Origin of the sequence: Bradyrhizobium sp. MOS003 (assembly GCF_003020125.1) — a bacterium.
GTDB lineage: Bacteria > Pseudomonadota > Alphaproteobacteria > Rhizobiales > Xanthobacteraceae > Bradyrhizobium.
This window is the reverse complement of sequence record NZ_PYFW01000001.1, coordinates 331,874-351,488: the sequence shown is the minus strand read 5'-3', so window position 1 is coordinate 351,488 and position 19,615 is coordinate 331,874. Positions and strand designations below refer to the sequence as shown.

The 19,615-nt window shown below is 64.2% G+C and carries 20 protein-coding genes, 1 tRNA gene and 1 pseudogene; 8 read left to right on the top strand and 14 right to left on the bottom strand.

What is annotated here, in order from left to right; translation table 11 throughout:
* Positions 1–62: 62 nt before the first annotated feature.
* The 13 genes from C7G42_RS01765 to aroA all read right to left on the bottom strand — a co-directional run bounded on the left by C7G42_RS01765 (position 63) and on the right by aroA (position 12,734).
* Positions 63–803, bottom strand: coding sequence for a metallophosphoesterase family protein (locus tag C7G42_RS01765; RefSeq protein ID WP_199580772.1), 741 nt, complete (start codon positions 801–803; stop codon positions 63–65).
* Between the two features lie 21 nt (positions 804–824).
* Complete coding sequence (locus tag C7G42_RS01760) at positions 825–2,165, bottom strand: bifunctional folylpolyglutamate synthase/dihydrofolate synthase (protein WP_106947381.1); 1,341 nt, start codon at positions 2,163–2,165, stop codon at positions 825–827.
* On the bottom strand, positions 2,162–3,103 hold the full coding sequence (gene accD, locus C7G42_RS01755) for an acetyl-CoA carboxylase, carboxyltransferase subunit beta (protein ID WP_106947380.1): 942 nt from the start codon (positions 3,101–3,103) through the stop codon (positions 2,162–2,164). The genes C7G42_RS01760 and accD overlap by 4 nt, the downstream gene beginning before the upstream one ends.
* 174 nt (positions 3,104–3,277) lie before the next feature.
* The gene (gene trpA, locus C7G42_RS01750; RefSeq protein WP_106947379.1) at positions 3,278–4,114 is read right to left on the bottom strand and encodes a tryptophan synthase subunit alpha; all 837 of its coding nucleotides are present in this window, start codon (positions 4,112–4,114) and stop codon (positions 3,278–3,280) included.
* Positions 4,111–5,328 carry a tryptophan synthase subunit beta gene (gene trpB / locus C7G42_RS01745; RefSeq protein ID WP_106947378.1) on the bottom strand — a complete coding sequence of 406 codons (1,218 nt, stop codon included), beginning with the start codon at positions 5,326–5,328 and terminating at the stop codon, positions 4,111–4,113. Before trpB ends, trpA begins: the two co-directional genes overlap by 4 nt.
* The gene (locus C7G42_RS01740) at positions 5,325–5,984 is read right to left on the bottom strand and encodes a phosphoribosylanthranilate isomerase (RefSeq protein ID WP_106947377.1); all 660 of its coding nucleotides are present in this window, start codon (positions 5,982–5,984) and stop codon (positions 5,325–5,327) included. Before C7G42_RS01740 ends, trpB begins: the two co-directional genes overlap by 4 nt.
* 63 nt (positions 5,985–6,047) lie before the next feature.
* Positions 6,048–6,440 (bottom strand): DUF1049 domain-containing protein, encoded by a 393-nt coding sequence (locus C7G42_RS01735; protein WP_106947376.1) that lies wholly within the window; start codon positions 6,438–6,440, stop codon positions 6,048–6,050.
* 73 nt (positions 6,441–6,513) lie between these two features.
* Entirely contained in the window at positions 6,514–6,819 is a 306-nt protein-coding gene (locus tag C7G42_RS01730) for an integration host factor subunit beta (RefSeq protein ID WP_007598410.1), read from the bottom strand.
* A 171-nt stretch (positions 6,820–6,990) separates the two neighbouring features.
* The gene (sppA, locus tag C7G42_RS01725; protein ID WP_106947375.1) at positions 6,991–7,971 is read right to left on the bottom strand and encodes a signal peptide peptidase SppA; all 981 of its coding nucleotides are present in this window, start codon (positions 7,969–7,971) and stop codon (positions 6,991–6,993) included.
* 344 nt (positions 7,972–8,315) lie between these two features.
* On the bottom strand, positions 8,316–10,022 hold the full coding sequence (rpsA, locus tag C7G42_RS01720) for a 30S ribosomal protein S1 (protein ID WP_199580596.1): 1,707 nt from the start codon (positions 10,020–10,022) through the stop codon (positions 8,316–8,318).
* Between the two features lie 266 nt (positions 10,023–10,288).
* Positions 10,289–10,927: a (d)CMP kinase gene (gene cmk, locus C7G42_RS01715; RefSeq protein WP_106947373.1), complete on the bottom strand. Its 639-nt coding sequence runs from the start codon at positions 10,925–10,927 to the stop codon at positions 10,289–10,291.
* A gap of 5 nt (positions 10,928–10,932) precedes the next feature.
* Complete coding sequence (locus tag C7G42_RS01710) at positions 10,933–11,340, bottom strand: hypothetical protein (RefSeq protein WP_106947372.1); 408 nt, start codon at positions 11,338–11,340, stop codon at positions 10,933–10,935.
* Between the two features lie 56 nt (positions 11,341–11,396).
* Complete coding sequence (gene aroA / locus C7G42_RS01705) at positions 11,397–12,734, bottom strand: 3-phosphoshikimate 1-carboxyvinyltransferase (protein WP_106948807.1); 1,338 nt, start codon at positions 12,732–12,734, stop codon at positions 11,397–11,399.
* A 160-nt stretch (positions 12,735–12,894) separates the two neighbouring features.
* On the opposite strand from aroA, the gene C7G42_RS01700 reads away from it, so the two are divergent.
* The 3 genes and pseudogenes from C7G42_RS01700 to C7G42_RS01690 all read left to right on the top strand — a co-directional run.
* Complete coding sequence (locus C7G42_RS01700) at positions 12,895–13,302, top strand: TIGR02300 family protein (protein WP_094976064.1); 408 nt, start codon at positions 12,895–12,897, stop codon at positions 13,300–13,302.
* A 91-nt stretch (positions 13,303–13,393) separates the two neighbouring features.
* Positions 13,394–13,469 (top strand) — tRNA-Ala (locus C7G42_RS01695).
* 155 nt (positions 13,470–13,624) lie between these two features.
* A pseudogene (locus tag C7G42_RS01690) lies at positions 13,625–13,857 on the top strand (GIY-YIG nuclease family protein); the annotation flags it as partial.
* 6 nt (positions 13,858–13,863) lie between these two features.
* Here C7G42_RS01690 and C7G42_RS01685 read toward each other — a convergent pair.
* The gene (locus tag C7G42_RS01685; RefSeq protein WP_106947371.1) at positions 13,864–14,325 is read right to left on the bottom strand and encodes a MarR family winged helix-turn-helix transcriptional regulator; all 462 of its coding nucleotides are present in this window, start codon (positions 14,323–14,325) and stop codon (positions 13,864–13,866) included.
* Between the two features lie 154 nt (positions 14,326–14,479).
* Between C7G42_RS01685 and C7G42_RS01680 the strand changes: the two genes are divergently transcribed.
* From C7G42_RS01680 to ugpE, 5 genes are all read left to right on the top strand, one after another.
* Positions 14,480–14,905: an organic hydroperoxide resistance protein gene (locus tag C7G42_RS01680; protein WP_018323436.1), complete on the top strand. Its 426-nt coding sequence runs from the start codon at positions 14,480–14,482 to the stop codon at positions 14,903–14,905.
* Positions 14,906–15,077: 172 nt separating this feature from the next.
* Entirely contained in the window at positions 15,078–16,295 is a 1,218-nt protein-coding gene (locus C7G42_RS01675) for a CaiB/BaiF CoA transferase family protein (protein ID WP_106947370.1), read from the top strand.
* Between the two features lie 219 nt (positions 16,296–16,514).
* Positions 16,515–17,831 (top strand): sn-glycerol-3-phosphate ABC transporter substrate-binding protein UgpB, encoded by a 1,317-nt coding sequence (gene ugpB, locus C7G42_RS01670; protein ID WP_106947369.1) that lies wholly within the window; start codon positions 16,515–16,517, stop codon positions 17,829–17,831.
* 50 nt (positions 17,832–17,881) lie between these two features.
* Positions 17,882–18,763 (top strand): sn-glycerol-3-phosphate ABC transporter permease UgpA, encoded by an 882-nt coding sequence (gene ugpA, locus C7G42_RS01665; RefSeq protein ID WP_106947368.1) that lies wholly within the window; start codon positions 17,882–17,884, stop codon positions 18,761–18,763.
* Entirely contained in the window at positions 18,763–19,611 is an 849-nt protein-coding gene (gene ugpE / locus C7G42_RS01660) for a sn-glycerol-3-phosphate ABC transporter permease UgpE (protein WP_106947367.1), read from the top strand. The genes ugpA and ugpE overlap by 1 nt, the downstream gene beginning before the upstream one ends.
* Positions 19,612–19,615: the final 4 nt, after the last annotated feature.

Sequence of the window (19,615 nt, the reverse complement as noted above, 5' to 3'; positions counted from 1 at the left end):
CTCGTGCCCCGGCTCTATGAAGCCGCGCTTTGCGCTGCACCGCGTCCGGGACACGAGACGATTTACCTGAGCCATCCCGTTGCCAGCGCATTCGCCAGTTCGGGTTGACCATTGCGCCGTGCCAACGCTGCCATCGCCTCGTGATCATACGCGACGTGGCGGAACGTCACCTGCCAAGCATCATCCGTCCGTTCGAGGATCGCATAGCGCGCCTGCGGCGTTCCGGCTTCGACGACATGCGGATAGGGATGCTTGTCGCGAAAGCCGGGGCTGCCGACGCTGCCGGGATTGACGATCAGCCGGCCATCGCGAAGCCGTACGGCGCGGGCCAGATGGGTGTGGGCGCACAGGATCAGGGACTGCGTGATGGCTTGGGCAAATTGCTCGATGCGGTCGAGCGGCGACAACGCGACCGTGCCGTTGGGATGCACATTATCGAGCCAGTAGACTTCGTCGCTGTCGGGCGTCGCATGACAGAGAAAGACATCGTCGCCAAACACCCGCGTCTTGCGCTGCGCGCGCAGCCAGTCGAGCTGGGCAGCATCCAGCGCATCATAGGCGGGACGGTCCCAGGAGCCCATCTTGTCCGGCGGGCGGTCGAGCAAATAGCGATCGTGGTTGCCGAGCACGTGCACGGCGTCGAGCTGCATCAGCATCTCGATGGTACGGCGCGCATCGAGCGGGCCGCTCAGCATATCGCCGAGATTGACGATGTCGGTGATGCCGTGGGCGCGGATATCGGCGAGCACGGCCTCCAGCGCGAGGTAGTTTCCGTGGATGTCGGCGATGGCGGCAAAACGCAGGGACATTCTCATCACTCCCGCCTATGCAGGTGGCGTGCCGTTCAGCCCAAGCACGTGACCGGCGAGATAGAGCGATCCCGTAATCAGGATTCGCGGCGGCACTTCATAGGCGAGTTTCGACAGGCCACGCAATGCGGCTTCGACGCCGGAGACGGTCTCGACGCGCATGCCGAGGCTGCGCGCGGCATCCGCAAGGCGATCGACCGGCATTGCGTTCTCGTCGGGGATCGGTACCGCGATGATGTGACGGGTGAGACCGGCAAAATTGGCGAGAAAACCCTGCGCGTCCTTGTTGGCCATCATGCCGGCGATGACCACCAGCGGCCGCGACACCCGCTCTTCGAGATCGCCGAGCGCGGCGGCCGCGACGCGGCCGCCTTCGGCATTGTGCCCGCCATCGAGCCAGATCTCCGAGCCCTGCGGGCCCAAAGCGAGCAGCTCGCCCGAAGTGAGACGCTGCATCCGCGCCGGCCATTCGGCGCCGACGATGCCTGCCTCGAACGCGGCCTGATTGATCTTGAACGTTGGAATCGCGCGCAGCGTTGCGATGGCAAGTCCGGCATTGTCGAACTGGTGGCGGCCGAACAGCCGCGGCGCCGTGAGATCCATCAGGCCGCGGTCGTCGGAATAGACCAGGCGACCGTGCTCGACATTGACGTGCCAGCTCTCGTTCGCCGCAAACAGTGGCGCGCGCACGCGCTTGGCCTGCGCCTCGATCACCGCCATGGCTTCGCCCGCCTGCTCCGCGCAGATCACGGGCACACCGCGCTTGATGATCGCGGCCTTCTCGCCGGCGATCGACGTCAGAGTGTCCCCGAGAAAATCCATGTGATCCATGCTGACAGGCGTGATCACGCAGGCCGCCGGCGTGTCGACCACATTGGTCGAATCGAGCCGGCCGCCGAGGCCGACTTCGAGCAGCACGACATCGGCCGGGTTCTGCGCGAACAGATGAAACGCCGCGGCGGTCTTCAGCTCGAACAATGTCGCGGCTTCACCGGCATTGACGCGTTCGACCTCTTCCAGCGCGGCGCGCAACTCGTCGTCACCGACCAGCACGCCGCCGCCGACGCGGCCGAGCCGGAAGCATTCGTTGATACGGACGAGATAGGGCGAAGTATAGGCGTGCACGCGCAGGCCTGCGGCCTCCAGCGTCGCGCGCAGATAAGCCAGCGTCGAGCCCTTGCCGTTGGTGCCGGCGATGTGGATCACCGGCGGCAGCTTACGTTCGGGATGGCCGAGCCGCTCGAGCAGGCGGTGCATCCGCTCCAGCCCGAGGTCGATGCGCTTCTGATGCAGGACCGACAGCCGCCCGATCAATTCGCCGAGCGGCGTCTTCGTGCTGTCGGGGGATGCGTTCACGCGTGCGGCGCAGCCGGCGCCGTTTCAGCCGCCGATACGATCTGAGCCGGGCTCGTGACGGCCTGTATCGGCTTCGACGCACCCTCCTGCGCCGGCGCCTTGGTCAGCAGGCGACAGAGCCGCGCCAAGGTCGGACGCAGCTCGTGGCGATGCACGACCATGTCGACCATGCCGTGATCCTTGAGGTACTCGGCGCGCTGGAAACCCTCCGGCAGCTTTTCGCGAATGGTCTGCTCGATCACGCGCGCGCCGGCAAAACCGATCAGCGCGCCGGGCTCGGCGATCTGCACGTCCCCGAGCATCGCGTAGGAGGCGGTCACGCCGCCGGTGGTCGGATTGGTCAGCACGACGATATAGGGCAGCTTCGCCTCGCGCAGCATCTGCACCGCGACGGTCGTGCGCGGCATCTGCATCAGCGACAGGATGCCTTCCTGCATGCGCGCGCCGCCTGACGCCGCGAACACGATGAACGGCGACTTCTTCTCGACCGCAAGCTCGAGCCCGCGCACGAGGGCTTCGCCTGCGGCCATGCCGAGCGAGCCGCCCATGAAGTCGAAATCCTGCACGGCGACGACGACGGCGGAGCCTTCGAGCTTGCCGTAGCCGACCTTGACCGCGTCGTTCAGGTTGGTCCGGGCGCGCGCATCCTTGATGCGGTCGACGTATTTCTTCTCGTCACGGAACTTGAGCGGATCGGGCGTGACCTCGGGCAGCGCGACGTCGTACCAGGTCTCGTTGTCGAAGATCGACTTCAGACGCGCCACCGCGCCCATGCGCATGTGGTAGTTCGAGCCGGGGATGACGAACTGGTTGGCCTCGACGTCCTTGTAGAACACGAGCTGTCCGGAATCCGGGCACTTGATCCACAGATTCTCCGGCGTCTCCCGCCGCAGCATGTTGCGGATCTTCGGCCGGACCACGTTGGTAAGCCAGTTCATGGTTTGCTCCGATGTGCGAACCCGCCTCGCGGATCGCCTGAAGGGTATATGGCGACCGGGCCGCTGCCCGGCAAGCCGCCGTGTCGCCCGCCTTAGAGCATGATCCGGAAAAGTGTGACGCGGTTTTCCGACAAGATCATGCTCAAACTCAAGAAACCAAAGCGGAATTAAGGTCTATTCCGCCGCCTGTTGCGCGCCCCTGACGCCCTGGGCCAGGGCCGCCGTCAGCTCCGCCACGGCGTTGACGGTTTTGCCGGTCGCCCGTCCCTCGGCGTCGAGGCTGTTCTTGAGCGCATCGACCAGCGCGGTGCCGACCACGGCGCCGTTGGCATGGGATGCGATGGCGCGCGCAGTCTCCGGCGTGCGGATGCCGAAGCCGACGCAGACCGGCAGCTTGGTGTGCCGCTTGATGCGGGCAACCGCCTCGCTCACGGCCGAGGAATCCGCGGTCGCGGCCCCGGTGATGCCGGTGATGGAGACGTAGTAGACGAAGCCCGAGGTGTTGGCGAGCACGGCCGGCAGGCGCTTGTCATCGGTCGTGGGCGTCGCCAGGCGGATGAAGTTGAGGCCGGCCTTCATCGCGGGCAGGCAGAGCTCGTCGTCTTCCTCCGGCGGCAGATCAACGACGATGAGGCCGTCGACACCCGCGCTCTTGGCATCGACCAGAAACTTGTCGACGCCGTAGATGTAGATCGGATTGTAATAGCCCATCAGCACGATCGGCGTCGCGTTGTCGTCCTTGCGGAAGCCGCGCACCAGCTCCAGCGTCTTCTTCAGCGTCATGCCGGCCTTGAGCGCGCGCAGGCCTGCAGCCTGGATCGACGGACCATCGGCCATCGGATCGGTGAAGGGCATGCCGATCTCGATCACGTCGGCGCCCGATTTCGGCAGCGCCTTGATGATCTCGAGCGAGGTCGCCGGATCGGGATCGCCGGCCATCAGGAAGGTGACGAAGGCCGAGCGGCCTTGTTTCGCGAGCTCGGCGAAACGAGTGTCGATGCGGGTGGTCACTTGCTCTTGCCCCTCAGGATGTCGCCGACCTGCGGGACGTCCTTGTCGCCGCGGCCGGAGAGGTTGACGACCATCAGGTGATCCTTCGGCCGCTTCGGCGCGAGCTCCAACACCTTGGCGATGGCGTGCGCGGGTTCGAGCGCGGGGATGATGCCTTCGAGCTTCGACAGCAGCTGGAACGCGGCGAGCGCTTCATCATCGGTCGCGGAGAGATAGTTCACGCGGCCGACCTCGTGCAGCCAGGAATGCTCGGGGCCGATGCCGGGATAGTCGAGGCCGGCCGAGATCGAATGCGCGTCCTGGATCTGGCCGTCGGCATCCATCAGCAGATAGGTGCGGTTGCCGTGCAGCACGCCGGGACGGCCGCCCGCGATCGAGGCCGCGTGGAGCTGCGTCAGGCCATGGCCGGCGGCTTCGACGCCGAAGATCTCGACGGTGGGATCATCGAGGAAGGGATGGAACAGGCCCATCGCATTCGAGCCGCCGCCGATGCAGGCGACCAGCGAATCCGGCAGACGGCCCTCGATCTCCTGCATCTGCGCCTTAGTCTCGTTGCCGATGATCGACTGGAAGTCGCGCACCAGCGTCGGATAGGGATGCGGGCCTGCGACCGTGCCGATGCAGTAGAAGGTGTCGTGCACGTTGGTGACCCAGTCGCGCAGCGCCTCGTTCATGGCGTCCTTCAGCGTGCGCGTGCCCGACTGCACCGGCATCACCGTGGCGCCCAGCATCTCCATGCGGATCACGTTGGGCTGCTGACGCTCGACGTCGACGGCGCCCATGTAGACGATGCATTCGAGCCCGAAGCGCGCGCACAGCGTCGCGGTGGCGACGCCGTGCTGGCCGGCACCGGTCTCGGCGATGATGCGCTTCTTGCCCATGCGCCGCGCCAGCATGATCTGGCCGAGCACGTTGTTCACCTTGTGCGAACCGGTGTGGTTGAGCTCTTCGCGCTTCAGGTAGATCATGGCGCCGCCAAGATGCTCGGTGAGGCGCTCGGCGAAATAGAGCGGCGAGGGCCGGCCGACATAGTTCTTGAGATAGCCGTTCATCTCGGCCTGGAACGCCGGATCGGCCTTGGCCTCGGTGTAGGCCTTCTCCAGATCGAGGATCAGCGGCATCAGGGTTTCGGCGACGAAGCGGCCGCCGAAGATGCCGAAATGGCCGCGATCGTCGGGGCCGCTGCGATAGGAATTGGGTTTGGCGATGTTCATCGAACACTCAACTCTTGGCTGGCGCGCGCGGCGCGAATGAAGGCCTTGATCATCTCGGGGTCCTTCACGCCGGGGGCGCTCTCGACACCGGAGGACACGTCGACGCCACCCGCGCCGGTGACGCGAAGGGCCTCGGCGACGTTCTGCGCATGAAGGCCGCCCGACACCATATACGGCAGCTTGAGCTCGAGGTTTCCGAGCAGGCGCCAGTCGAAGGGCGTACCGAGGCCGCCGGGCCGCGTCGCGTCCTTCGGTGCTCGCGCGTCGAACAGGATGCGGTCGGCGACCGCCGTGTAGCCGGGCAGCACGGCAAGATCCGCAGCGACCTCGACCGGGACCGCCTTCATCACCGGGCGGCCAAACCGCTGCTTGATGTCGCGCAGCCGCGCCACGCTCTCCTTGCCGTGCAGCTGGAAAATGTCCGGCGACAGCGCGTCCATGATGTTGTCGAGCGTCGCGTCGTCGGCATCGACGGTGAGCGCCACCTTGAGCGCGCGCCCCTTCGCCTGGCGTCCGAGCTCGCGGCCGAGCTCCAGCGACACATGCCGCGGCGAAGGCGGGAAGAACACGAACCCCACCATATCCGCACCCGCCTCAAGCGCCGTTTGAAGCGTCTCGCGCGTAGTCAGGCCGCAGATTTTGACGAGCAGGGACATGGGCTCAAAGCAAAAGGAGGCCGCAAGGTGCAGCCGGAAAACGGGGTTTTCGGTCGGGCGCTTCTACAACGTCGCGCGCTGCTTGTCTCGCCCGATGGGCCCGTAAAGCCCGACCCCGGAGGGAACGGGAAGCCGCTGCGAGGCCGGCTTTGCTGCGGCCGCCTGGGCCCGCAAATCGGCCAATTCGACCCTGGCAGCCCGTGAATCCGCCTCGTGGCGGCGCGCTGCGCGGCGCCAGTGCCGCTGACCGAGCCAGACGGCACAGCCGCCGGCGAAGACGCCGAGGGCGGCAACCAGGATCAGGAGCATGAACAGCGGCAGCGTCGCCGACAATGACGGGTCGTTCGCGATGAAGGGATCGAACGAGACCGTGACGAAGTGCCGGTTGGCAACGGCGAAGGCCACCAGGATCAGGCCCAGCGGAATCACGATCAGCGCGGTCAGGAACTTTCTCATCGCGATCGCTCGTCTTGAATCAAGCTTGCGGCCGCATCATGCGGCTATCGGTTAAACCCCGACGTCGACATCCTTAGTCGGGCGCGCCGGGATCCGGATGGTCGCGGTTCAGCCGCTCGCGCATTTCCTTGCCGGTCTTGAAGAACGGAACGCTCTTCTGATCGACAGGCACATGAGCGCCCGTGCGTGGATTGCGCCCGGCGCGTGCAGGGCGATGCTTGACCGAGAAAGCACCGAAGCCGCGCAGCTCGACGCGGTCACCGCGCGCGAGAGCCGCTACGATCTCTTCGAGAATCGCATTCACAATGTTCTCGACATCCCGCTGGTACAGATGCGGGTTGTGCTCGGCGATACGCTGAACAAGTTCGGATTTGATCATCGAGAGATAGGACCCGGGAGCGTGCGGATGACCATTTCCGTGAAAATACCTTGATCTGTCAAGACGCTAAATCAAGATTGAGGATCGTGAAAATGCGTGACAAATGCCGAAAAAGCGGGCTGACCCGACGCCCGTCAGACGGGAAAATCATCGGACGCTCGCCCAGCCCCGTCAATTTGAGGCGGCCGGTTGCCACAGGGCGAGCATTCCATCCATTCCGAACCGATCGACCGCCTGCGCGACGCCGGTTTGGCCGATTTGATGCGCAATCGAGCCCAAACCGAGCGCTTCCAGCGTAACGGCAGCCGCCGTCTTGAGGAACGGCAGATCGCCAAAGCGCGGCTGGAGCTTGTAGTCGCGTACCGGAAGACCCTTCTTGACGCTCTTCTGCTCGACCAGCCAGGTCACCGCCGTCTTCTCGTCGCCGATCTGATCAATCAGCTTGAGATCGATCGCCTGACGTCCGGTGAAGACGCGGCCGTCAGCCACTTTCTCGAGCTGCGTGTCATCCATGCCACGCCGTTCCTTCACCAATCCCCTGAACCAGGCGTAGGAATCCTTCACCAGCGCATCGAGGGCAGCCCGCGCTTCGGGACTGGTCGGCTCGAAACCGTTGGGTGCGGCCTTCAGCGGCGACGATTTGACCTCCTCGACCTTGACGCCGATGGTCTTCAGCAGCTCGCTGACGTTGGGATATTGGAACAGGACGCCGATCGACCCGACCAGCGAGCTCTGCTGGGCGATGATGTGGTCGCTGGCAATCGCCGTGATGTAGCCGCCCGAGGCAGCCAGGCCCTCGACCACCACGACCAGCGGCTTCTTCGCCTTGAGCCGGACAAGCGAATCGTAGAGTTGCTCGGAGCCGGCGGTGGTACCGCCCGGCGAGTTGATGTGAACGATGACGGCCGCGGCCTGCGAATTCTCCAGCCGCTCCAGCGCCTGCGTGCGATCGGAATCGCTGCGGATCAGGCCCTCGATCTGAACCCGTGCGATCGAACCGGCGGAGGCGAAGGTGCCGCGCGCGCCGGGTGTCGCGATCAGCGCAAAGCTCGCAATCGCCGCGATCGCGATCAGCGCAGCCATCACGCGCCAGAACGTCAGCTTGCGGCGGATCCTGCGGCGATCGACGATGATGTCCGAATCGAGCGACATCCCAATATCTCCAAATGAAAGGCCAGGCGCGTTGTGCCGTCACAGCGTGACCATTGGCTTATCTCGATACATCAATTGCGGCGCAATTTGAAGAAAACAAGGCCTGCGGCCCTGCGGCCAAGTACGTCGTCACGTCCTCCGCTGTCGTCCCCGCGAAGGCGGGGCCCCATATCCCCTGGAAGAAGTTGTCGCGCGAGTTGGCAGCCACGAGTCTTCGCCAATCTCGATCATGTGTTTACGGATCCCGGGCTCTCGCTTCGCCCGCCCCGAGACGACAGCGGAGCATGGCACAACAAAAAGCCCCGGCTCGCGCCGGGGCTTCGATGCAGCGAAATGCGTTTCGCTTACTTGCTGTCGCGGTTCTTGAGCGCGGTGCCCAGGATGTCGCCGAGCGTTGCTCCCGAATCGGAGGAGCCGTACTGCGCAATAGCTTCCTTCTCTTCGGCAACCTCGAGCGCCTTGATCGACACCTGGACCTTGCGGGCCTTCTTGTCGAACTGGATCACGCGGGCATCGACCTTCTCGCCGACGGCAAAGCGTTCGGCGCGCTGGTCGTTGCGATCACGGGCAAGCTCCGAGCGCTTGACGAAGGTGGTGAAGTCGGTACCGGCGATCTTCACCTCGATACCGCTTTCCTTCACTTCGAGCACTTCGCAGGTCACGACCGCGCCCTTCTTGACATCGCCCGGCTCGGCGAAGGGGTCGCCTTCGAGCTGCTTGATGCCGAGCGAGATGCGCTCCTTCTCGACGTCCACATCGAGCACCACGGCCTTCACCATGTCGCCCTTCTTGTAGTTGTCGATCACCTGCTCGCCCGGAAGCTTCCAGTCGAGGTCGGAGAGATGGACCATGCCGTCGACGTCGCCTTCGAGACCCAGGAACAGACCGAACTCGGTCTTGTTCTTGACCTCGCCCTCGACCGTCGAACCGGTCGGGTGACCTTCGACGAAGACCTCCCAGGGGTTGCGCATGGTCTGCTTGAGGCCGAGCGAAATGCGGCGCTTGACGGAATCGACTTCCAGCACCTGCACTTCGACTTCCTGCGAGGTCGAAACGATCTTGCCGGGGTGCATGTTCTTCTTGGTCCACGACATCTCGGAGACGTGGATCAGGCCTTCGATGCCCGGCTCGAGCTCGACGAACGCACCGTAGTCGGTAATGTTGGTGACGCGGCCGGTGAAGCGGGCACCCAGCGGGTACTTGGCTTCGATGCCCTGCCACGGATCGTCCAGCAGCTGCTTCATGCCCAGCGAGATGCGGTGCGTCTCGTGGTTGATCTTGATGATCTTGACCTTCACGGTCTGGCCGATCGAGAGCACCTCGGTCGGGTGGTTGACGCGGCGCCACGCGATGTCGGTGACGTGCAGCAGGCCGTCGATGCCGCCGAGATCAACGAACGCACCGTAATCGGTGATGTTCTTGACCACGCCGTCGATGACCTGACCCTCTTCGAGGTTCTGCACCAGCTCCTGACGCTGCTCGGCGCGGGTCTCTTCGAGAACCGTGCGGCGGGACACGACGATGTTGCCGCGGCGACGGTCCATCTTGAGGATCTGGAACGGCTGCGAGTTGTTCATCAGCGGCGCAACGTCGCGGATCGGACGGATGTCGACCTGCGAGCGCGGCAGGAAGGCCACGGCACCGTCGAGGTCGACGGTGAAGCCGCCCTTGACCTGGTTGAAGATGACGCCGTTGACCTTCTCGTTGTTCTGGAAGGCCTTCTCGAGCTTGCCCCAGCTCTCTTCGCGGCGCGCCTTGTCGCGCGACAGCACGGCTTCGCCAAGCGCGTTCTCGATCCGATCGAGGAACACTTCGACCTCATCGCCGACCTTCAGGTCGGACTCACGGCCGGGGCCGGAAAATTCACGCAGGGCGACGCGGCCCTCGGTCTTCAGGCCGACGTCGATGACGGCCATGTCCTTTTCAATTGCAACCACCTTGCCCTTGATGACGGAGCTTTCCTGCAGGTTGCCGCCTGCGAAGGACTCGTCGAGCATCGCGGCGAAATCGTCGCGCGACGGGCTATAGGTATCAGCAGAAGTCGAAGCCATTTGTTCTCCATTTGCGGATGTCGTGCCGGCCGTTGGGTTCATGGGCGCATCGCACACGCAGTGTCGGAAGGTCCGCAAAACCTTCGAGCGACCGCTCGCTGCTCCGGCCTGAGAGGCGAAACAGCGGAAGCGGGCCGGCTGGGCCCGCGCGTTCGATACGTGGAAATCTTATGTCCGGAGCCTGGATCGCGTCGGGCCCAAACAGGGGACCGAGGTATCGACCTCAAAGAGCGGGAGCGGGCACTTCCTCCAATGACGGCGGCGGCTTAACCCCGCGACCGGCCCGCTCGGACGGCCTCGATAATGTCGATGGCGGCCCGGACGCCGCCTTCTATATCCAGTTGGGAGTTATCTAGCAAGTAAGCATCCGCGGCCGGCTTCAGGGGGGCAATCGGCCGGTTCTGGTCACGTTCGTCGCGCTGGATGATGTCGGCGAGCACGGCCGCTTCGTCCGCCTCCTCGCCCCGTGCCAGTGCTTCCATGGTCCGGCGGCGGGCACGGACCTTGGGATCGGCGACGACGAAGATCTTCACGTCGGCATGCGGGCAGATCACGGTTCCAATGTCGCGGCCGTCCAGCACGGCGCCGGGCGGATCGGCTGCGAATTGCCGCTGGAAATTGACCAGGGCCTCGCGGACCCGCGGGATCGCCGAGACGATCGAGGCGCCCTCGCCGGCCTTCTGGGTCTTCAGGGCCGGATTGCCGAACTTCTCGGGATCGAGTTCCAGCGCCGCCGCGACCGCAGCCTCCTCGTCCCGGAGATTGCGACCGGACTGCATCAGGGCATAAGCCACAGCGCGGTAGATCACGCCGGTATCGAGATGACGATAGCCGTAATGGTGCGCGAGACGCTTGCCGAGCGTCCCCTTGCCCGAGGCAGCGGGCCCGTCGATGGCGATGATCATGTCACTCAAACCTTGGCTGTCTGCGGCCCGCGCGCACGTCGCAATGGCCGCTCTTCGGTGAAAATATTGCGAGACGCGAACTCCGCGGGGCTCGCAAAAGTAAGATATTCGCGCATTGCGTCGGACGGGGACGACGCGGTGAACCATGGCTCGGCAAGGCGTCGGGCCGGATCGCAGACCCAGGCCGGCACCCGGCCAAGACGACGTTGTTTTGCTAGATATTCGGCGATGGCACCGACCAGAGCGTCGAGCCGTTCGTTCTGCGTCAGCGCCGGCTCGTCCTCGATCGTCTGGTATTGAGCAAGGCTCGTGGCAGCCAAGTCGAATGTATCGATGAACTTGGCCAGAGTGGTATCCTGTGGCGCACCTGCGCGTATGAGATCGACGGCTTCAGCGAGGGTTTTTGGGCGCATCCCAACCTCCTCACAGCAAGGTATCGCGATCGAGGGCTTCGCTCATGGCCGCGGCCTCATGAAAACTCGGCCCCTAGCGAACGCATCATCGGAATGAAGTCCGGAAAACTTGTGGCGATGAAGGCGGTGTCGTCGACGGTCACCGGCTGATCGGAGGCGCAGCCCATCACCAGGGCGGACATCGCGATGCGATGGTCCATGTGGGTGGCGACAGTGCCGCCGCCGGGGACGTGACCGCGGCCTTCGACGATCAGATCGTCGCCGGAGACCTCGACCTTCACGCCATTGACGCGCAGCATGGCGGCGGTGGCCTCCAGGCGATCCGATTCCTTGACGCGCAGCTCCTGCAGGCCGCGCATGATCGTCGTGCCCTCGGCGAAGGCGGCTGCCACCGCCAACACCAGATATTCATCGATCATCGAGGGCGCGCGCTCCGGCGGCACTTCGACGCCGCGCAGCTTCGAGGCGCGTACACGCAAGCGCGCCATCGGCTCGCCGGCATCGCCGCGAACGTCGCTCTCCTCGATGAAGCCGCCCATTTCGCGCAGCGTCGTGAACAGGCCGGTGCGCAGCGGATTGGTCATGACGTCGGTCAGCACGATATCGGAGCCCTCGACGATCAACGCGGCGACGATCGGGAACGCCGCGGAGGAGGGATCGGCGGGCACAACGACGGTGGCGCCATGCAGCTCGGGCTGGCCGGCCAGTGTGATCTTGCGGCCATGCGTGCCCTCGCGCGTGGAGGTGATATCCGCGCCAAAATGCTTGAGCATCAGCTCGGTATGGTCGCGGCTGGCTTCGCTCTCGATTACGGTTGTGGTGCCGGGCGCAGCCAAGCCCGCCAACAGCACCGCCGATTTGATCTGGGCCGAGGCAACCGGGGTCTGGTAAGTGATCGGCAGCGGATCGCGCGCGCCCTGAAGGGTCAGGGGCAGACGGCCGCCCTCACCACCGGAGATGACCCTGGCGCCCATCTTTTCCAGGGGATCGAGGATCCGGCGCATCGGGCGGCTGCGCAGCGAGGCGTCGCCGTCGAACACCGCAGAGATCGGGCAGCCGGCGACGGCGCCCATCACCAGCCGGCAGCCGGTCCCGGAGTTCCCGAAATCCAGCGGAGCCTTGGGCTGGGCGAAGCCCGCGACGCCCACGCCCTGCACCTTCCAGGCAAAATCGCCGGTTCGCTCCACGGTGGCGCCCAGCGCCTGCATCGATTTGGCGGTGTTGAGGACGTCCTCGCCCTCCAGCAGGCCCGAAATCCTGGTCTCGCCCACCGCGAGCGCGCCCAGGATAAGGGCGCGATGGGAGATCGACTTGTCCCCGGGCACCCGTACTTTCCCGGTCAGGGGCCCGCTGGCGCGAGCCTGGAGCGGCCTCGTTTGGTCGGAATGGGTCACGATCGTGTCCTTGGATGCGCCCTCGAAGGGGCTTGGCGCAGGTACCACATGGTCAGCACCTCGTCACGGGCATGTCGTTCTCCCGTAATGCGCTATTGACAGCGGCCCGCCAACTAGCCAAGTGAAACACCGCTTTTCAGACATTCCCAGGATTCCTGCCGTGGCCAAGTCAGAACTCGGAACCAAACGTATTTGCCCGACCACGGGCAAGAAGTTCTACGACCTCAACAAGAATCCGGTGATCTCGCCCTATACCGGCGAAGTCGTGCCGATCGCCCCCGTCGCGCCCGCACGCGTGCCCCGCGGCGCTGAAGCCCGGCACGCGGCGACGGCGGATGCCACGCCGGAGCCGGCAGAGGTCGAAGAGGTCTCGCTCGAGGAGGCCGACGCCGAGGAGAACAGCGGCAAGGTCAAGGCCGTCGTGCCCGAATCCGAGGACGATATCGAGGTCGACGAGACCCTCGATGACGACGATGACGATGATTCGACCTTCATTGCCGACGAAGAAGAGGGCGATGAGGACGTAACCGACATCATTGGTGATGTCGGAGGTGATGAAGAGACTTGAGATCGGCCCTGATCTGTGAAAAAGGGTGCACCGCGCGAGTCACCAGGGCTCGCCGGTGCGGGTGATCCACCAGGATCCCCACAAGGACTAAGGGGCCATAGCTCAGCTGGGAGAGCGCTTGCATGGCATGCAAGAGGTCGGCGGTTCGATCCCGCCTGGCTCCACCAGCCTTCGCTCGCTTCGCGAGCTTCGGCTCGGCAAGCCAGCTCCGCTTTATTGTAGCGAAGCTAGCGAAGGCTGCCGCGGCGTAGCCCGAAGGGCGAAGCCGGGCCTCGGCAAGCGCATACCTGTCCAATAGGTTGAACGGCGGAGACGATCCGCCATCAAGTACGTCTACATCTCGAAAGCCTCGATTCGCTCCATTTCTACATCGGCATCACCGACGACCTTCGGGCTCGGCTTGCAAAGCACAATGCCGGCGAGGTGCCGCACACCTCGAAATATGGGGCATGGCGCATCAAGACTTACATCGCCTTCAGTAACGAGAAGCAGGCCGTCTCATTCGAAAAGTACCTGAAGTCAACATCCGGCCGAGCGTTTGCCAAGAAGCGGCTCCAGCCACTACTCCCCGATCACCGCATTCAGCCGATCCCGCAGCGCGACGATCTCGTCCTTCATCGCGACCAGCTCCGACACCGAGCAGTCCGACGCCGCCAGGATCGATTGCGGCACGGCGCGCGCTTTCTCCTTCAGCGCATGCCCCTGCGGCGTCAGCGCGATCAGGACCTGGCGCTCGTCCTCGCTGCTACGGGTGCGCCTCACGAGATGCGCGGCCTCCAGGCGCTTGAGCAGCGGCGTCAGCGTGCCCGAATCCAGGAACAGCTTCTCGCCGATGTCCTTGACCGGCACGTCGTCGCGCTCCCACAGCACCAGCATGACCAGATATTGCGGATAGGTCAGGCCGAGCCGGTCGAGCAGCGGCTTGTAGACGCGGTTGAAGGCGTGCGCGGCCGAATAGACCGCGAAGCAGATCTGGTTGTCGAGCCGCAGCGGCGCGTCCGCTGCCGAATGTTTTCGAGGCATGAGAATCTCACGGGATCTCCTCTCATTCTGGGCCCGGCAGACGGCACATTCAATTGCGAACAATTAAATGTGAGCCATACCAATTTAGATTGCGCACAATCTAATTGTCTGCGATAGAGACTGCACCCCAACCGGAAGACCCGAGGAGACGACAATGTCCGTAAACGTCCTGTACAAGACCAGCGCCAAGGCCACCGGCGGCCGCGACGGCCATGCCGCGACCCTCGACGGCGCGCTCGACGTCAAGCTCACCACGCCGAAGGAGCTCGGCGGCGGCGGTGGCGCCGGCAACAATCCCGAGCAGCTGTTCGCGGCCGGCTATGCCGCCTGCTTTATCGGCGCGATGAAGTTCGTATCGTCGCAGGGCGGGCCGAAGGTTCCGGCTGATGCCTCCGTGACCTCGACCGTCGGCATCGGCCCGCGCTCCGAGGGCGGCTTCGGTCTCGACATCGATCTCGCCGTTTCGCTGCCGGGTCTCGCCCGCGCAGAGGCCGAGGCTCTGGTCGAGAAGGCACACCAGGTGTGCCCGTACTCGAATGCCACGCGTGGCAATGTCGACGTTCGCCTGACCGTCGTCTGACCGAAATTGCGGATTGGCCGGCCCGGGATCCCCCTCGGGCCGGCCGCTGCCATTTGCCATGCCGCGGCATGCGGTATGAGCCTGCATGACCCCCTACGCTTGGCGCCATTGCTGGCACCGGGAAACCTCGCTAGGCCTGTGATCAAATGACCGACACAGGGGACGCGAGGGCATGACTGAAGCCGCCAGTTCTGAAGCCGCATTGGGCGCAATGAGCGGATTGCGCGTCATCGATCTCACGCGCGTGCTCGGCGGTCCCTATTGCACCCAGATTCTCGCCGACCACGGCGCCGACGTGATCAAGGTCGAGCCGCCCGCGGGCGACGAGGTGCGCGACTGGGGTCCTCCCTTCCACGACGAGGACGCGGCCTATTTCATCGGCATCAACCGCAACAAGCGTTCGATCGGGCTCGACCTCGCCTCCGAGGGCGGCCGCATCGTGCTGCTCAAGATGCTGGAGACGGCCGACGTCCTGATCGAGAATTTCAAGCCCGGCACGCTGGAGAAATGGGGTATCGGCAACGACGTCCTCAGCAAGAAATTTCCCCGCCTCGTGCATTGCCGGATCTGCGGCTTCGGCGCCGACGGGCCGCGCGGCGGCAATCCCGGCTATGACGCCATCATCCAGGCCATGACCGGCATGATCGCGGCGACCGGCTCGCCCGAGAGCGGACCGATGCGGATCGGCGTGCCCCTGGTCGACATCGGCACCGGCCTCTACGCGGCGATCGGCATCCTGATGGCGCTGTCGGAGCGGCAGCGCTCCGGCAAGGGCCAGTTCCTGGAGACCACGCTGTACGAGACCGGCCTTGCCATCATGCATCCCCACACCGCGAATTACTTCATGCATGGCAAGCCGCCGTCGCTCACCGGCAACGAGCACCCCAACCTCGTGCCGTATGCGATCTTCCCGACCAAGACCGACACCATCTTCATCGGCGTCGGCAATGACGGCACCTTCCGCAAGCTGGCCAAGGAGATCGGCAAGCCCGAGCTCGGCACCGATCCACGTTTCGCCCGCAACAAGGACCGCATCGCCAACCGCGAGGCGCTGCGCGCCGAGCTTGCCGCCGTGTTCAGCCAGCACGAGGCCGAGCCGCTGTGCAATCGCCTGCTGGCAGCAGGCCTGCCCGCAGGGCCCGTGCAGAAGATCGACCAGGCCTTGCAGAACCCGCACACCATCGCGCGCGGCGATATCATCGAGAAGGACTGGTACAAGGGCGTGGCATCGCCGATCCGGCTCGACCGCAGCAAGCCGAGCCTTCGACGCCTGCCGCCGAAATTCAGCCAGCATTCGGCGGAAGTGCTCGGCGAGTTCGGCTACTCCAAGGCCGAGATCGACGCCATGGTCGAGAAGGGCACCGTCTGCGGCCCCGAGCGCAAGCGATAGAGGCCTACACGTCCGTCCAGCGAATGATGCCGCACTGCGGCGCGGGCACGATAGTGCACCGCGAACGGAGGCGGCTGCCCGCTTCGTCTTCGCCTATTTGACGACTTCCCATTTAGCAGCGCTTGCTGCTTTCGTTTCTCCCGCTTACACAGTCATGTGAACGTCATATGGCGCTGCTAGCGCAAGCGCTTCTTTTGACGGCCAAGGGAGGTTTACTTGATGGCTCTTCGACATTTTGGCGCGGCTACCGCATTTGCACTCACGGTCGGCATGACGGCGTCGCCCGCGCTGGCCGTGACGGAAATCCAGTGGTGGCACGCGATGACCGGCGCCAACAACGACGTCATCGTCAAGCTCGCCAACGACTTCAACGCGGCGCAGAGCGACTACAAGGTCGTCCCGACCTACAAGGGCAATTACGCCGACACCATGAACGCAGGCATCGCGGCGTTCCGTGCCGGCAACGCGCCGCACATCATGCAGGTGTTCGAGGTCGGCACCGCCACCATGATGGCTGCGACCGGCGCCGTGAAACCGGTCTACAAGCTGATGGCCGACGCCGGCGAGAAGTTCGATCCCAAGATCTACCTGCCCGCCATCACCGGCTATTACTCGACCTCTAAGGGCGAGATGCTGTCCTTCCCCTTCAACTCGTCGTCGACCGTCATGTGGGTCAATCTCGACGAGCTGAAGAAGGCGAACGTCGAGATCCCGAAGACCTGGCCCGAAACCTTCGAAGCCGCCAAGAAGCTGCACGACAACGGTCATCCGACCTGCGGCTTCTCCGGCTCCTGGGTCACCTGGGTCAACCTCGAGCAGCTCTCCGCGTGGCACAACGTCCCGCTCGCAAGCAAGGCCAACGGCCTCGACGGCTTCGACACCAAGCTCGAGTTCAACGGACCGCTCCAGGTCAAGCATCTCGAGAAGCTGGTCGAACTCCAGAAGGACAAGACCTACGACTATGCCGGCCGCACCAACACCGGCGAAGGCCGCTTCACGTCGGGCGAATGTCCGATCTACCTGACCTCGTCGGCGTTCTTCGGCAACGTCAAGGCGCAGGCCAAGTTCAACTTCACCGCGGTGCCGATGCCGTATTATCCTGATATCAAGGGCGCGCCGCAGAACTCGATCATCGGCGGCGCTTCGCTCTGGGTCATGGGCGGCAAGCCGGCCGACGAATACAAGGGCGTTGCAAAATTCCTGACCTTCCTCTCGGACACCGATCGCCAGGTCTACATCCACAAGGCCTCGGGCTATCTGCCGATCACCAAGGCAGCCTATGAGAAGGCCAAGGCCGAGGGCTTCTACAAGGACCAGCCCTATCTCGAGACCCCGCTGCTCGAGCTGACCAACAAGGAGCCGACCGAAAATTCTCGGGGCTTGCGCCTCGGTAACATGGTTCAGCTGCGCGACGTCTGGTCGGAAGAGATCGAGCAGGCGTTGGCGGGCAAGAAGACCGCCAAGCAGGCGCTGGATGCCGCCGTCGAGCGCGGCAACACGATGCTGCGTCAGTTCGAAAAGACCGCCGTCAAGTGAGGCGATGAGCGGCAGGCCGGAAACCCGGCCTGCCGCTTTCGGCGGACACCATGCAAAAGCAAGCCATCTTCCAATCGAAGCTATTGCCTTACGCGCTGGTTGCACCGCAGCTCGCGATCGTCCTGATTTTCTTCTACTGGCCGGCCTTGCAGGCCGTGATCCAGTCTTTCCTGCTGCAGGACGCCTTCGGTCTCTCGACCACCTTCGTCTGGTTCGACAATTACATCGAGCTGTTCAGGGATCCCGCCTATTTCGAGTCGATCGTCCGGACCTTCTTGTTCTCGTTCGCGATCGCCGTCTCGTCGCTGTCCTTTGCGCTGCTGCTCGCCGTCATGGCGGACAAGCCGCTGCGCGGCTCGATGCTCTACCGCACCCTCCTGATCTGGCCCTATGCAGTGGCGCCGCCGGTCGTGGGCGTGCTCTGGATCTTCATGCTGCATCCCTCGCTGGGCATCATCGCGCGCTATTTGCGCGCGATGGGGGTCGACTGGAATCCGCTGCTCGACGGCGACCAGGCGGCAACGCTGATCATCCTCGCCGCCGCCTGGAAGCAGATCTCGTATAATTTCCTGTTCTTCCTCGCCGGCCTGCAGGCGATACCGAAAAGCGTGCTCGAAGCCGCCGCGATCGACGGTGCGCGTCCGATGCGCCGGTTCTGGACCGTAACCTTCCCGCTGCTGTCGCCGACCATCTTCTTCCTGCTGGTCGTCAACATCGTCTACGCCTTCTTCGACACGTTCGGCATCATCGACACCATGACCCGCGGCGGTCCCGGCACCTCGACGGTGACGCTGGTCTACAAGGTCTATTCAGACGGCCTGCTCGGCGGCAATCTCGGCAGCTCCGCGGCGCAATCGGTGATCCTGATGATCATGGTCATCGTGCTGACGGGAATCCAATTCCGCTTCGTCGAACGCAAGGTGACTTACTGATGGTCGAGGAAGAGGGCTTTCGACGCTATATCGCCCACATCATTCTCTGGATCGGAATCGCGATCGTCGCCTTCCCGGTCTACATCGCGTTCATCGCCTCGACCCAGGACAACGCGCTGATCGCGAACGGGCAGATGTCGCTGTTGCCGGGCGGTCATTTCTTCGAGACCTATTACCAGACCATCTTCGTCGGCACGAGCGGCTCGACCCGCGAGCCCGTCGGCAACATGATGCTGAACTCGCTGGTGATGGCGCTGCTGATCGCGATCGGCAAGATCGCGATCTCGATCATCTCGGCCTATGCGATCGTGTATTTCCGCTTTCCGTTCCGGATGGCGATCTTCTGGATCATCTTCATCACCCTGATGCTCCCGGTCGAAGTCCGCATCTATCCGACCTACAAGATCGTCGCCGATCTGCACATGCTCGACAGCTATGCGGGCCTGGCGCTGCCGCTGATCGCCTCCGCCACCGCAACGCTGCTGTTCAGGCAATTCTTCATGACGGTGCCGGACGAGCTCCTGGAAGCCTCGCGCATCGACGGCGCGGGTCCCCTGCGCTTCTTCTGGGATACGCTGCTGCCGCTGTCGCGCACCAACATGGCGGCGCTGTTCGTGATTCTGTTCATCCTCGGCTGGAATCAATATCTCTGGCCGCTGCTGATCACGACCCGCGACGACATGCAGACCATCCAGGTCGGCATCCGCAAGATGATCACCACCACCGACGCGCTGACCGAATGGCCGATCGTGATGGCGACCGCCGTGCTGGCCATGCTGCCGCCGGTGTTCGTCGTCGTCGTGATGCAGAAACTGTTCGTGCGCGGGCTGGTCGAGACGGAAAAGTAACAAG